Here is a 13,750-nt window from a genome sequence, read left to right as displayed (position 1 = left end):
ACGGGCCGGGTGGGCGCTCGCCCACCCGGCCCGTTCGCGGGTCAGCTCGCGGTGATCGGCGCGGTGACGCACCGGAAGTGCCGCAGCAGCGGCGGCGCCGACACGAACCGGTAGCCCGGGACCTGCTCGGGGTGCTTGGCGATGTCGGCCAACACCTCGGCGACGTACTCCAGGTGCCCGTGGTCGTAGACCCGGCGCGGCAGCGCCAGCCGGACCAGCTCGAACGGTGCCGGGGTGACCAGCGCGTTGTTCTCGTCCAGCTCGCCCAGGTACAGCGAACCCAGCTCGGAGCAGCGGATCCCGCCCTCGCGGTACAGCGCGCAGGCCAGCGCGTGCCCCGGGAACTGCCACGGCTGCAGGTGCGGCAGCAGGCGCCCGGCGTTGAGGTACACGCCGTGCAGCCCGGAGGGCCGCACGGTGGCGACCCCGGCGGCGTGCGCCCGGTCGGCCAGGAACGCCGCCTCCCGCTCCCGATCGGCCAGGTAGTTCGGGTCCAGCACCTCGCGCAGCCCCTGGGCCAAGGTCTCCAGGGTGTGCCCGGTCAGGCCGCCGTAGGTGCGGAACCCCTCGGTGGCGATGACGTTGACCTCGCACTCGTCGGCGACCTTGCCGTCGTGCAGCGCGATCAGCCCGCCCTCGTGGGACAGGCCGTCCTTCTTCAGGCTGGCCACGCAGCCGTCGGCGAGCTCGAAGGCGCGGCGCGCCACGTCGCGCGGGCTCCACCCGGCGTAGGCCGGGTCGCGCCGGGTCACCAGCCAGGCGTTCTCGGCGAACCGGGCGGCGTCGAGGATCAGCGGCACGCCGTGCTCGCGGGCCAGCGCGCTCGCCGCCTCCAGGTTGCCCATCGACACCGGCTGGCCGCCGCCGCCGTTGTTGGTGATGGTGATCAGGACCTGCCCGACGCGGGGACCGTCCGGGCCGGTGAGGACGTCCTTGAGCGCGTCGAGGTCGATGTCGCCCTTGAACGGTTCCTCGCTGTCGAGGTCCTGCGCCTGCGGGCAGGGCAGGTCGATCGCGTGGGCGCCGAGGAGCTCGACGTTGGCCCGCGTGGTGTCGAAATGGGTGTTGCTCACACTGATCCGCCCGGGACCGAGCAGGGCCGTGAACAGCACGCGCTCGGCGGCGCGGCCCTGGTGCACCGGCAGGATGTGCCGGTAGGGCACGACGTCGCGCACCGCCTCCTGGAAGCGGAAGAAGGAATCCGCGCCGGCGTAGCGCTCGTCGGCGCGCTGCGCCCACGCCTGCTGGTCGGTGGACAGGGCGCCGGTCCCGGAGTCGGAGAGCAGGTCGATGCTGACCTTGTCGGAGGGCAGGTTGAACGGGTTGTGGCCCGCCCGGTCGAGTTCCTGGATGCGCTGCTCGCGCGTGGTGACCGGGATGGGGCGCACGACGGCGGAGACGAAGGGTCGCAGATGCGGCATGGGGTGTTCGGTGTCCTCGCGTGGGGTGGGGGGAGGGAGCGGGGCCGGTGCCCGGGATGCGGCTCCGCGCCCGAGGGGAACGCCGCCGGTCAGCGGCGGGTACCGCCGTAGGCCTCCGAGGAGACGTAGACGGAGTTGCCGCTCGTACCGGGGCTCAGCCGCAGCGACACGTGCGCGATCAGCCCGGTGTTGTCCGCCAGCGGTCGGTCGGTGACCGCGCGCAGCACCTCGGTGATCGACTCGGGGGCGAGGTCCTGGCCGCGGAACAGCTCCTGGACCCGTTCCAGCGCGATCCCGTCGTGCTCGACGTAGTCCCGCAGCGGGAGGTAGAGGCTGTAGTTGCTCGGGGTGGAGTCGTCGCCTTCGACGAAGGAGTAGCTGGAGATCAGCGGACGCCGGGTGAATTCCGCGGTGCCGGGGGCCAGCACGTCGCAGAACTCGCGGATCCGCCCGGCCTCGATGCCCGGCACCGCGGCCGCGGCCCGCTCGGCGACCGCGACGTCGGCGTCGCGGTGGGCGAGGTAGAGCTTGACCCGGGCGGTGGGCGAATCGTCGAGGTCCAGGGCGAAGAAGGCGAACCTGTCCTGGCCGTGCCGCTGCATCCCGAACTTGGTCGCGGTGGCGAAGGCGCCGTGCAGACCGAGCCGCTGGAACGCCTCCTCGACCAGCTTGGGCGCCTCCTCCTCGCCGTGCATCGCGGGGTTGACGTAGATCTTGATCTTCGGCGCGGCGGCGCCCTGCGGGAAGATGAACGACCACCACCAGGAGAAGTCGCCCTGGGGGTGTTCCGGTGTCAGCAGGTCGCGGACCGCGTCCAGCTTGCCGAGGTCGAGGTGGTGGCGCTCGGCGAGCACCGACAGCAGGTCCTGGGCGGCGGTCAGGTTGTTCGCCGCGGTGGGTTCCGGGGCGAGGGCTTCGCAGAGCGTCCGCAGGTGGCGGCGCCCGTCGTCGTCGAACTGGATCGAGAACTCGACCGGCGTGCCGTCGTCGGCCACGTCGGACGGGAACGGAGGCGGGTCCGTCAGCGGTCGTTCGGCATGCACGCCGAGCAGGTCCGCCAGCAGCCGCGACGGCACCTCTTCCTCGATTCCGAGGAGCGTGCACAGGTTGCGCATTTGACCTGTCACGTGTCTACCTAACGTGACATCGGTGAGGCGCATGTGACCCCCGATCTGGTGGATTGCCTTTTGGCCTCATCCCGTGGTGCGAGGCCGAGTAACGAGCGGTCACCTTAGCCGCCGAGTACAATGCCCGCCAGATCCATCCGGAGTGATCTTGGAGACGCGGCGAACCTCCGCCGGGCGCATTCCCGCGCGGTCCCGACCGGCGAACCGGATCCGCCCGGCGCGCGGAATGGGTTTAAGATCCGGTTAATTCCCGCCCCGAATGCCGTTCCGACGACTCATGATGACCGCCTCCCGGCACGGCCGCGGCGCCTGGAACGTCCGCCACCGGCGCGAAACCGCCTCCCGGGAACGGATTCCCACCTCCCCCGCCGAGGCGGCTCCTGCGGCGGCCCGCCGGGGCAGGACGTCCGCCCCCGATTTCCCTGCACGGCGCGCCGGATAATGCGCCGCTAATCCGCCGCACCGAAGCCGGGCGGCGCGGTGGGAACGGAAATCCCCGCTGCCCTCGCGAAATCCGAACGGGCGTCCGGGAAACGCGGGTGCGCACCGCTTTCCACCACCACGGGCGCACCGGGAATCCGGGGAAAGGGCGCTCGTCAGGCCGAGACGACCTGGTCGAGCACGGTGACGAAGGCGTCGCGGTCCACGCCCACCGGGTCCTCGGCCAGCCAGCGGCCGATGTCGCGGACGAACTGGGCGGGGGTCATCGGGGCGACCGGGACCTCGGGCTGGTCCACTGTGGTCACTTCACCGGCCCGGCTCGGGTAGATGAGCACCGCGCCGCACACCTCGACGCCGGGCAGCAGCTCCTCGAACGCGGCCACGCTGCGGTCCAGCCGGGTGCTGCCGCCCCGGAAGACGTGGCCGTTGCGCCACAGCTCGCCGCCTTCGTCGGCGGCGTAGTGCCCGGGCAGCCACGACTTCGACTCCACCAGCACCAGCCGACGCCCGCACAGCACCGCGTGGTCGACGTCCTCGAAGACCGAATCCGGCCACGCCAGTCCGTGGAAGATGCGCACCCCCGGCAACCGGGTGAGGTACTTGGCGCAGAGCTCCGCGGTGAGCAACCGCGCCCGCTCGTCCTGCCCGTCGGGCAACCCGAAGACCTTGCGACCGCCGAACTCGGCGGTGAACTCGCGGTCGGTGCGGCGGGCCCGGAGGTGCTTGCGCAGCAGCAGCACCAGCACCGCGCCGCTGCCCACCAGCACGCCCAGCCACACCATGAGCAGCAGCGGCGGCAGCGGCACCGCGAGCCCGGACACCAGCAGCAGGCTCCAGCCGCCGAGCATGGCCAGCGCGGGCGCCCGGTCCGGACCGGTCTGCGGCAGGTAGCGGATCCGCGCGTCCGGGTCGACGCCGTACCACCACGGCACGTCGTGCGGGCCCAGCTTCGGCAGCCTCGGCTCGAAGTGCGGATCGTCGCCGAATCCCCGGGGCCGCTTGCGGGCGGCGGGCCGGGCCGGCGGATCGGGCACGGGCCGGTCGTACTCGGCGCGCCGCGCGGGATCGCTCAGCGTCTCGTAGGCCTGCTGCAGCAGCCGGAAGGTGCCCGGCGTCCCGCCGACGTCGGGATGCATGCTGCGGGCGAGCGTGCGGTAGGCGGACTTGATCTCCGCCGCACCGGCATCGCGGCCGATACCGAGCAACTCGTAGTAGTCGACCTCGCGCACGACTCCGCCCACCTCCCAGGACTGCGCGGCCATGATAGGACGTGGATCCGGCACAAGATCATCGACTCCGGCGAAATCCACCGACCGGACATCGGCGGCACGACCACCGGCGCGACGGCGGACCGGCGTCCGGACGCGAAAAACCCGCTGACCGTTCGGCCAGCGGGCTCTCCACACGGCGACCGGAGCGGCACCGCCGCTCCTCCCTTCTGGTCGCCTCCACCGGCCGTGCCTGCCGTGGTTGGCGCCGACGACCGCACGACCCGGGTACGAGGTGGTTCCCGGGCGCGGCGGGCGGATCCCGCGCGCCGCTGGTCGCCGATCCTAGCCGCTGCCCGCACCCCGGGTCAGCCCCTCGGGCGATCGTTTCCGACCGTTCAGCGCTGATTCACCCCCGGAGCGCGGTTGACCCGTGCCGTGCGTCACACCGCGCGACCGGGGAATATCTCCCGGAAGGGCGCCGTTGGGGACGTTTAGTTGAACATTGAACTTTCCGGGAGGATGCGCCATGCAGTTCGGGGTCTTCACCGTCGGTGATGTCACCACCGACCCGACGACGGGTCGGACGCCGACGGAGGCCGAGCGGATCAAGGCGATGGTGCGGATCGCGCAGAAGGCCGAGGAGGTCGGCCTCGACGTGTTCGCCACCGGCGAGCACCACAACCCGCCGTTCGTGCCCTCCTCCCCCACCACGATGCTCGGCTACCTCGCCGCGAGCACCGAACGGCTCGTGCTGTCGACGTCCACGACGCTGATCACCACCAACGACCCGGTGAAGATCGCCGAGGACTTCGCGATGCTGCAGCACCTCGCCGACGGCCGCGCCGACCTCATGCTGGGCCGGGGCAACACCCCGCCGGTGTACCCGTGGTTCGGCCAGGACATCCGGCAGGGCATCCCGCTGGCGATCGAGAACTACGCGCTGCTGCACCGGCTGTGGCGGGAGGACGTGGTGGACTGGGAAGGCCGGTTCCGCACCCCGCTGCAGGGCTTCACCTCGACGCCGCGTCCGCTCGACGGCGTGCCGCCCTTCGTCTGGCACGGCTCGATCCGCAGCCCGGAGATCGCCGAGCAGGCCGCCTACTACGGCGACGGCTTCTTCCACAACCACATCTTCTGGCCCGCCGAGCACACCCGCCGCATGATCGAGGTGTACCGCAGGCGGTTCGAGCACCACGGGCACGGACGCGCCGACCAGGCCATCGTCGGGCTGGGCGGCCAGGTGTTCATCCGGCCGAACTCCCAGGACGCGGTCCGGGAGTTCCGCCCCTACTTCGACCACGCCCCGGTCTACGGCGGCGGGCCGTCGTTGGAGGACTTCTCCACCCAGACCCCGCTGACCGTGGGCAGCCCGCAGCAGGTCATCGACCGGACCCTCGGCTTCCGCGACTACGTCGGGGACTACCAGCGCCAGCTGTTCCTCGTCGACCACGCCGGGCTGCCGCTCAAGACCGTCCTGGAGCAGCTCGACCACCTCGGCGAGGTGGTCGCGGTGCTGCGCGCGGAGTTCGCCAAGGACCGGCCCGCCCACGTGCCCGACGCGCCCACCCACGCCTCGCTGCGCGCGGCGCGGGAGGCCGCGCGATGAGCAGCGGGCTCCCGGGCTGAGGACCGCGCATGGCCGATCGAGCGGTGCGGGTGCTGATCGCCCCGGAACTGCGGTTCTTCCTGCCCCGGCGGTACCGGGGCGGGCAGGCCGCGGTGCGCCACGACCCGACCGCCACGATCGGCCACGTCGTCGAATCGCTCGGCGTCCCGCTGCCCGAGGTCGGGGCGCTGCTGCTGGACGGCGCCGCGGCCGCGCCCGGCGCGCGGGCCGCCGCCGGGTCGAGCGTCGAGGTCCGGCCGGTGCGGCGTCCGCAGCCGGTGCCGGCCCGCTTCCTGCTGGACGTCCACTTCGGCGCGCTGGCCCGCCGGATGCGGCTGCTCGGGCTGGACGCGTCCTACCGCAACGACGCCACCGACGACGAGCTCGCCGAGCGGGCGCACCGGGAAGACCGGGTGCTGCTCACCCAGGACCGGGGGCTGCTGCGCCGGCGCGCGGTCACCACCGGCGCCTACGTCCGGGGCCGGACCACCGACGAGCAGCTCGCCGACGTCCTGGACCGGTTCCGCCCAGCGCTGGCCCCGTGGACCCGCTGCGCGGCCTGCGGTGGGCCGCTGGAGCCGGTGGCCAAGCAGGAGGTCGCCCACCGGCTCCAGCCCGGAACCCTGCGCGAGCACGACGAGTTCGCCCGCTGCCGGGACTGCGGCCAGGTCTACTGGCGGGGTGCGCACTCCCGCCGCATCGAGGAGATGATCCGCCGGGCCCGGGGCGGCGGTCCGCCGGGCGGCGCGGCTCCGGGCGGGTGAGCCGCATCTCGACGGCCCCGGGCGGCGGTGCGGGTGGCACCGCCGCCCGGGGCGCGGGGGTCAGGCGTCACAGCGCCGCTTCGAGGGTGGGCAGGTAGCCCTCGGCCTGGCCGGCGACGTTCGGGTGGAACGACTCCACCAGCGGCAGGCTGGGCCCGTTGATCCACTCCGCGTCGCTGCACACGCCGTGGCCGTCGAACCGCTCGCGCGGATCGGCGAAGGTGAACCCGGCCGCCCGCGCGCGCTCGGAGATCACCGCGGCCAGCTCGTCGGCGCCCTCGTTGAGCCGCTCCCGCTTGGCCACGGTGAAGCCGGGGATGCCGCAGTCCCCGAGATCGTTGAGGCGCGGGTAGCCGAGCACCACGACCTCGGCGTTGGGCGCGGCCTCGCCGATGTTGGCGTAGGTGGTGTCGAGCTTGCCGGGCAGCACCGAGGTGGCCTCCTGCACGGCCTCGGTCACCGCGTCGTCGCAGCTGGAGTCGGTGCCCAGCAAGCAGGACTGCACGACGTCGGCGAACCCGACGTCGTTGCCGCCGACCGAGAGGGTGACCAGGGTGGTGTCCGCGCCGAGCGAGCCGAGCTGTTCGGCGTTGACGTCGTCGGTGGTGGCCCCGCCGCAGGCGTCGAAGGCGAAGTCGGCCACGCCGTTGGCGTCGGCCCACAGCTGCGGGTAGGCGTGCGGACTGCGCCGGCAGTCGCCGCTGTCCTCGAAGTACTCGCGGGTGCCCACCCCGGAGGAGTAGGAGTCGCCCAAGGCGACGTAGTTCTCGGCGGCGGACTGGGCGTGGGCGGGAGCGGCCAGCAGCGTACCCGCCAAGGCGAGCGCACCGAGGGCGGCGACCTGGGGAACGTGGCGCATTGCTTCCTCCGGTAACGGGGAGCGGAGTGCGGACGACGTTCATTCAAGGTCGGATTCCCGATATACCGTCAGAATTGTCGTATACCCGCCAGTAGCGGAAGACTCGGCACGGACCGCGCGAAACGGAAAATCCGCCAGGTGCGCCAATTCCGCTGCGCCGTTCGGCGGCGCCAGTCCACATTGGACTAACCGCGGCGCGACGCGGCCCCGGCCGGGCGAGCCGTGCGTCACATCCGGACGCGGCGCCGGGCTGCCATCATGTCGGCATGGAACCGACGCTCGACACCGCGCCCGGCGGGCCGGCCGCGCCCGGCCACGATCCGCTGCTGACCATGCTCGACCTGGAACGGATCGAGAGCGACATCTTCCGCGCGGGCATGGTCTTCGCCGAGCCCTACGCGCTCTACGGCGGCCAGGTCGCCGCCCAGGCGCTGCTGGCGGCCGGGCGCACCGTCGAAGCCGACCGGCTGCCGCACTCCCTGCACGGCTACTTCCTGCGCGCCGGCGACGCCACCCTGCCCACCGTGTTCCGGGTGTACCGGGACCGGGACGGCCGGTCCTTCTCGGCGCGGCGGGTGGTGGCCACCCAGCGCGGCGAGGTCATCTTCAACATGTCGTCCTCGTTCCACCTGCGCCAGGAAGGCGTGGAGGCGCAGCTCTCGACGATGCCCGAGGTGCCGGACCCGGCCGGGTCGGAGCCCTACCCGATCCCCCGGCTGTTCTCGATGGAGGGCCGCGCGGTCCCGCAGCCGCACGAGGACCCGGGCTACCCGACGCGGTTCTGGGCGCGCTGCACCAGCGAGCTGCCGGCCGACCCGCTGCTGCACGCCTCGGTGCTGACCTACCTGTCGGACATCTCCACCGGGCTGGGACCGCTGCGCACCGACGAGGCCAAGCCCGGGTCGAGCCTCGACCACGCCGTCTGGTTCCACCACCCGGCCCGGATGGACGACTGGGTGCTCACCGACCTGGTCCCGCACGCGGCGGCGGCCGGTCGCGGCTGGTACACCGGGTCGCTGTTCGGCGCCGACGGGCTCCTGCTCGCGAGCCTGGCCCAGGAGACGCTGTTCCGGAACAAGCGGCGATGACCACCGGGAGGCCCGCATGACCCTGACGATCACCGAACGCCGCGGCCACGTCCTGCTGATCCGGATGAACCGGGAGCACAAGCGCAACGCGGTCGACCGGGCGCTGGCCGACGCGCTGGACGAGGCGTTCAACCTCCTCGACGACGACCCCGACCTGCGGGCCGGGGTGCTCACCGGGACACCGGCGGTCTTCTCGGCGGGCAGCGACCTGACGGCCCTCGGCGACTACTCCACCGAGCGGGGCGGCGAGTACGGGCTGATCCGCCGCGACCGGCGCACCCCGCTGATCGCCGCCGTGGAAGGCCCGGCGCTGGGCGGCGGCCTCGAAATGGTGCTCGCCTGCGATCTGGTGGTGGCCGGGCGGTCGGCCCGGTTCGGGCTGCCCGAGGTCGCCCGCGGCGTGGTGCCGACCTGCGCCGGGCTGTTCCGCGGTCCGCGCGCGCTGCCGCTGAATCTGGCCCACGAGCTCGCGCTCACCGGCGATCCCTTCGACGCCGCGCGGGCCCACGCCGCCGGGCTCGTCAACGAGGTGACCGAGGACGGCGCGGCGGAGCCCGCCGCCCTGGCGCTGGCCGAGCGCATCTGCCGCAACTCCCCCACCGCGGTCGGGGCCAGCCTGGCGGCGATGCGGCGCTGGGCCGCGGCCTCGGAGGCGGAGGGCTGGCGGGCCACCGAGGAGGCCATCGCCGCCGTGCACGACACCGCGGACCAGCGGGAGGGCGTCCAGGCGTTCCTGGAGAAGCGCCCGCCGCGCTGGAGCGGCCGCTAGGGCGCTCGGGAGGCGCCTCGCCCGACGGCGGCCGCGAGGTGGTCGCCGGTGAGGGTGGAGCGGGCGGCGACGAGCTCGGCGGGGGTGCCTTCGAAGACGACCCGGCCACCGTCGTGCCCGGCGCCGGGACCGAGGTCGACGATCCAGTCGGCGTGCGCCATCACCGCCTGGTGGTGTTCGACGACGATCACCGAGGTGCCCCCGTCGACGAGCCGGTCGAGCAGGCCGAGCAGGTGCTCGACGTCGGCGAGGTGCAGGCCGGTGGTCGGCTCGTCGAGGACGTAGACGCCGCCCTCCTCGGCCATCCGGGAGGCCAGCTTGAGCCGCTGCCGCTCGCCGCCGGACAGCGTCGTGAGCGGCTGGCCGAGGGTGAGGTAGCCGAGCCCGACGTCGACGAGCCGGCGCAGGACGGCGTGCGCGGCCGGGGTGCGCGCGTCCCCGGCGCCGAAGAACTCCGCCGCCTCGCCCACCGACAGCGCGAGCACCTCGCTGATGTCCTTGCCGCCGAGCCGGTACCGCAGCACGGACGGCTGGAACCGCTTGCCCTCGCACTCCTCGCAGGTGACGGCGACCTCGGCCATCATCGCCAGGTCGGTGTGCAGGACGCCCGCGCCGCCGCACTGCGGGCAGGCCCCCTCCGAGTTCGAGCTGAACAGCGCGGGCTTCACGCCGTTGGCCTTCGCGAACGCCTTGCGGATCGGGTCGAGCGCGCCGGTGTAGGTCGCCGGGTTGCTGCGCCGCGAACCGCGGATCGGGTCCTGGTCGATCGACACCACGCCCGCGCCCGCCGGGATCGACCCGTGCACCAGCGAGCTCTTGCCGGACCCGGCGACGCCGGTGACGACGACGAGCACCCCGAGCGGGATGTCGACGTCGACGTCGCGCAGGTTGTGCGTCGAGGCACCGCGGATCTCCAGCGCGCCGGTGGGCGTGCGCACCTGCTCCTTGAGGGCGGCGCGGTCGTCGAGGTGGCGGCCGGTGCGGGTGCCGCTGGCGCGCAGCCCGTCGACGGTGCCCTCGAAGCAGACGGTGCCGCCCGCCGCACCGGCGCCGGGACCGAGGTCGACCACGTGGTCGGCGATCTCGATCACCTCCGGCTCGTGCTCCACGACCAGCACCGTGTTGCCCTTGTCCCGCAGCAGCAGGAGCAGGTCGTTCATCCGCCGGACGTCGTGCGGGTGCAGGCCGGCGGTGGGCTCGTCGAAGACGTAGGTGACGTCGGTGAGGGAGGAACCGAGGTGGCGGATCATCTTGGTGCGCTGGGCCTCGCCGCCCGACAGCGAACCCGACGGCCGGTCCAGCGAGAGGTAGCCGAGGCCGATCTCCACGAACGAGTCGAGGGTCCGCCGCAGCGCGGTGAGCAGCGGTGCCACCGACGGCTCGTCGAGGCCGCGCACCCACTCGGCCAGGTCGCTGATCTGCATCGCGCAGGCGTCGGCGATGCTGGTCCCGCCGATCTTCGACGACCGGGCCGCCTCGCTGAGCCGGGTGCCGCCGCACTCGGGGCACGCGGTGAAGGTGACCGCCCGGTCCACGAACTCCCGGATGTGCGGCTGCATCGCTTCCCGGTCCTTGGCCAGGAACGACTTGCGGATCTTGGGCAGCAGCCCTTCGTAGGTGAGGTTCACGCCGTCGACCTTCACCTTGGTCGGCTCCCGGTGCAGGAAGTCCCGCATCTCCTGCTCGGTGAACTCGCGGATCGGCTTGTGCGGGTCGAGGAAACCCGACTCCGCGTAGAGCCGCACCGTCCAGAAGCTGTCCGACTTCCAGCCCGGGATGGTGAAGGCCCCTTCGGACAGCGACTTGGTGTCGTCGTAGAGCTGGGCGAGGTCGATGTCGGTGACCGCGCCCCGGCCGTCGCAGTGCGGGCACATGCCACCGGCCCGGGTGAAGGTCTGCTTGACCGTCTTGCGGTCGCCCCGTTCGGCGGTGATCGCACCGCTGGCCCGGACCGTGGGGAGGTTGAAGGCGAAGGCGGTGGGCGGGCCGAGGTGCGGCTGCCCGAGCCGGCTGAAGAGGATGCGCAGCATCGCGTTGGCATCGGTGGCGGTGCCGACCGTGGAGCGCGGATCGGCGCCCATCCGCTGCTGGTCGACGATGATCGCGGTGGTCAGGCCGTCGAGCACGTCGACCTCGGGCCGGGCCAGGGTCGGCATGAAACCCTGCACGAACGCGGTGTAGGTCTCGTTGATCAGCCGCTGCGACTCCGCGGCGATCGTGCCGAACACCAGCGAGCTCTTGCCCGAGCCGGAGACGCCGGTGAACACCGTCAGCCTGCGCTTCGGCAGCTCGATGCTGACATCGGCGAGGTTGTTCTCGCGCGCGCCGTGCACGCGGATCAGGTCGTGGCTGTCGGCGGCGGGCGGATCCGCGTCCGTGCTCATCGTGTCCCCCTCGGCTGGACGGCGGCCCTCGGCTCGCTCGGGACGCAGGCCCCGCGACGGCGAGCGCGGGCCGCGACAGGCTACCGCCGGTGGCGGACAGGGGCCGTGCGCCCGGCCGCGGCGGTGGCGGGCCGGGGCCGGGTGGCCCACCATCGGTAGCTGCGCCGGGACGCCGCGCTCCCGGCCCGCCACGGAGGGGGCAGGCACCATGGACCCGCACCGCTTTCCCGCGCCGGAGCGGGGGATGCTCGTCACGCACTTCCTCACCGTGTCCGACGTCGCCCGCTCCCGCGCCTTCTACACCGACGTCTTCGACGGCGAGGTGGTGCTGCCGGAGAACCCGTGCACGATCCGGATCGCCAACTCCTGGCTCATCATGAACCCGGGCGGCGGCCCCACCCCGGACAAGCCGGGCATCACCCTGGCGCCACCGGAGCGCACCGACACCGCCTCCGCGTTCCTCAACGTGCGGGTGGCCGACATCGCGGCCTTCTACGCCGACGCCCGCGCCAAAGGGGCCGAGTTCGTCACCGAACCGCTGGACCGCACCGCCGAGATCCGCTGCTACCTCCGCGATCCCGACGGCTACCTGATCGAGATCGGCCAGGCGACCGGGATCCTGGAGGGCCGCTACGCCGATCCGCCCGCCACCGGCTGACCCGGCTCACCCGCGCAGCGCGCGCTCGGCCTCGGCGGCTTCGGCGGTCGCCACGCGGCGGCTCTGGTCGCACAGCGCTCCGACGCCGATGAACAGCGCGCCCGCCAGGAACAGCATCGAAACGCCCCACGTCGCGTGCGTCGGGGAGGCGGTCACCAGGGCCAGCGCCGCCAACGGCGCCAGGCCGCCGGAGAACGCGCCGCCGACCTCCCGCCCGGTGCCGAGTCCCGACGCCCGCACCCCGGCCGGGAACTGCGAGGCCAGGAAGGCGCCCTGCGCCGCGAGCATCATGGGCACCACGATGCCGGTGGCCAGCACCAGCGCCGCCCAGATCGCCAGGTCGTGCCCGGAGTCGAGCAGCCAGAAGAACGGGAACGCCAGCGCCGCGGTGCCGACCGCGCCGAGGAGCACGAGCCGCCGGGCGCCCACCACGTCGCAGATCCGCCCGGCGATCGGCACGGTGGCGATGGCCACCGCGCTGGCCAGGGTGACGCCGAACGCCCCGACGTTGGCCGCCACGCCCTGGAACTGGGTCAGGTAGGACAGCGAGAACGTCTTGAAGATGTAGCTGACGCCGTTGTAGCCGATGGTGATCGCCATGACCACCGCCAGGCCGCGCCAGTCCGAGCGCAGCAGGTCCCGCAGCGGGCGCCGCCCGGAGCGCTCGGCGCGCGAGACCCGCTCGAACTCCGGGGTCTCCGGCAGCCGGGTGCGCACCCAGATCCCCAGCCCGACCAGGGCGAAGCTGGCCAGGTAGGGCAGCCGCCAACCCCAGCCGTGCAAGAACTCCTCGCTGGTGCTGGTCAGCACGGTGACGGTCAGCGAGGACACCAGCAGGCCGATGTTCACGCCGAGCGCGGGCAACGAGGCGATCCGGCCGCGCGATCCGGGCGCGGCGTGCTCGTAGGACACGGCGATGGCGCTGCCCAGCTCCGCACCGGCCCCGAGGCCCTGGAACACCCGCAGCACGACCAGCAGCACCGGGGCGAGGATGCCCGCCGTCTCGTAGGTGGGCAGCAGCCCGATCAGGCCCGAGGAGACCCCCATCAGCAGGAAGGTCAGGGTGAGCACCGCTTTGCGCCCCACCCGGTCGCCGAGCATCCCGAACACGATGCCGCCGAAGGGCCGGGCCAGGAAGCCGACCGCGAAGGTCGCGACGGAGGCCAGCGTGCCCGCGGCCGGGCTCGCCGACGGGAAGAACACCGGTCCGAACACCAGCGCCGCCATCGAGGCGTAGAGGTAGAAGTCGAACCACTCCAGGGCCGAGCCGATCACCACGGCGGGCCCCACGGCCCGGGGCGTCCTCGACGGCGCAGTCGGCTGCTCGGTCATCGTCCTCGCCCTCATCCGCATATCCGAACGACTATTGAGCGGCGATGCTAGGGAGTGGCCTCGGTCACGTCAACAGTCCGCTTTTCTTTA

At 72.9% G+C, this 13,750-nt stretch carries 11 protein-coding genes; 5 read left to right on the top strand and 6 right to left on the bottom strand.

The genetic code is table 11. The features are described 5' to 3' along the window. Nucleotides 1-41: 41 nt before the first annotated feature. The 3 genes from ABD976_RS20565 to ABD976_RS20555 all read right to left on the bottom strand — a co-directional run bounded on the left by ABD976_RS20565 (nucleotide 42) and on the right by ABD976_RS20555 (nucleotide 4,251). Nucleotides 42-1,421 carry a tryptophanase gene (locus ABD976_RS20565; protein WP_345365644.1) on the bottom strand — a complete coding sequence of 460 codons (1,380 nt, stop codon included), beginning with the start codon at nucleotides 1,419-1,421 and terminating at the stop codon, nucleotides 42-44. Nucleotides 1,422-1,510: 89 nt separating this feature from the next. Next, nucleotides 1,511-2,548, bottom strand: a complete 1,038-nt coding sequence (locus tag ABD976_RS20560; RefSeq protein ID WP_345365642.1) for a tryptophan dimethylallyltransferase family protein — start codon at nucleotides 2,546-2,548, stop codon at nucleotides 1,511-1,513. Between the two features lie 596 nt (nucleotides 2,549-3,144). Then, on the bottom strand, nucleotides 3,145-4,251 hold the full coding sequence (locus tag ABD976_RS20555) for a J domain-containing protein (protein WP_345365640.1): 1,107 nt from the start codon (nucleotides 4,249-4,251) through the stop codon (nucleotides 3,145-3,147). A 475-nt stretch (nucleotides 4,252-4,726) separates the two neighbouring features. Between ABD976_RS20555 and ABD976_RS20550 the strand changes: the two genes are divergently transcribed. Next, the gene (locus ABD976_RS20550; protein WP_345365638.1) at nucleotides 4,727-5,806 is read left to right on the top strand and encodes an LLM class flavin-dependent oxidoreductase; all 1,080 of its coding nucleotides are present in this window, start codon (nucleotides 4,727-4,729) and stop codon (nucleotides 5,804-5,806) included. Nucleotides 5,807-5,835: 29 nt separating this feature from the next. Next, nucleotides 5,836-6,570 (top strand): Mut7-C RNAse domain-containing protein, encoded by a 735-nt coding sequence (locus ABD976_RS20545; protein WP_345365636.1) that lies wholly within the window; start codon nucleotides 5,836-5,838, stop codon nucleotides 6,568-6,570. Between the two features lie 67 nt (nucleotides 6,571-6,637). Here the strand turns inward: ABD976_RS20545 and ABD976_RS20540 are convergent, their stop codons facing one another. Beyond that, nucleotides 6,638-7,429 carry an SGNH/GDSL hydrolase family protein gene (locus ABD976_RS20540; protein WP_345365634.1) on the bottom strand — a complete coding sequence of 264 codons (792 nt, stop codon included), beginning with the start codon at nucleotides 7,427-7,429 and terminating at the stop codon, nucleotides 6,638-6,640. A 266-nt stretch (nucleotides 7,430-7,695) separates the two neighbouring features. On the opposite strand from ABD976_RS20540, the gene ABD976_RS20535 reads away from it, so the two are divergent. Both ABD976_RS20535 and ABD976_RS20530 read left to right on the top strand, forming a co-directional pair. Then, nucleotides 7,696-8,517 carry an acyl-CoA thioesterase gene (locus ABD976_RS20535; RefSeq protein ID WP_345365632.1) on the top strand — a complete coding sequence of 274 codons (822 nt, stop codon included), beginning with the start codon at nucleotides 7,696-7,698 and terminating at the stop codon, nucleotides 8,515-8,517. Between the two features lie 16 nt (nucleotides 8,518-8,533). Then, a complete protein-coding gene (locus ABD976_RS20530) occupies nucleotides 8,534-9,286 on the top strand; it encodes an enoyl-CoA hydratase-related protein (protein ID WP_345365630.1) in 753 nt (250 codons plus the stop codon). Here the strand turns inward: ABD976_RS20530 and ABD976_RS20525 are convergent. Continuing rightward, nucleotides 9,283-11,670: an ATP-binding cassette domain-containing protein gene (locus tag ABD976_RS20525; protein ID WP_345365628.1), complete on the bottom strand. Its 2,388-nt coding sequence runs from the start codon at nucleotides 11,668-11,670 to the stop codon at nucleotides 9,283-9,285. The genes ABD976_RS20530 and ABD976_RS20525 overlap by 4 nt on opposite strands. Before the next feature lie 244 nt (nucleotides 11,671-11,914). Here ABD976_RS20525 and ABD976_RS20520 point away from each other — a divergent pair, with 244 nt between their 5' ends. After that, entirely contained in the window at nucleotides 11,915-12,328 is a 414-nt protein-coding gene (locus tag ABD976_RS20520; RefSeq protein ID WP_345365625.1) for a VOC family protein, read from the top strand. Nucleotides 12,329-12,334: 6 nt separating this feature from the next. Here ABD976_RS20520 and ABD976_RS20515 read toward each other — a convergent pair whose 3' ends face one another. Continuing rightward, nucleotides 12,335-13,675, bottom strand: coding sequence for an MFS transporter (locus ABD976_RS20515; RefSeq protein WP_345365623.1), 1,341 nt, complete (start codon nucleotides 13,673-13,675; stop codon nucleotides 12,335-12,337). Between the last annotated feature and the right edge of the window lie 75 nt (nucleotides 13,676-13,750).

It is taken from the genome of Saccharopolyspora cebuensis, assembly GCF_039542665.1.
GTDB lineage: Bacteria > Actinomycetota > Actinomycetes > Mycobacteriales > Pseudonocardiaceae > Saccharopolyspora > Saccharopolyspora cebuensis.
This window is presented reverse-complemented; position numbering and strand designations above follow the sequence as displayed.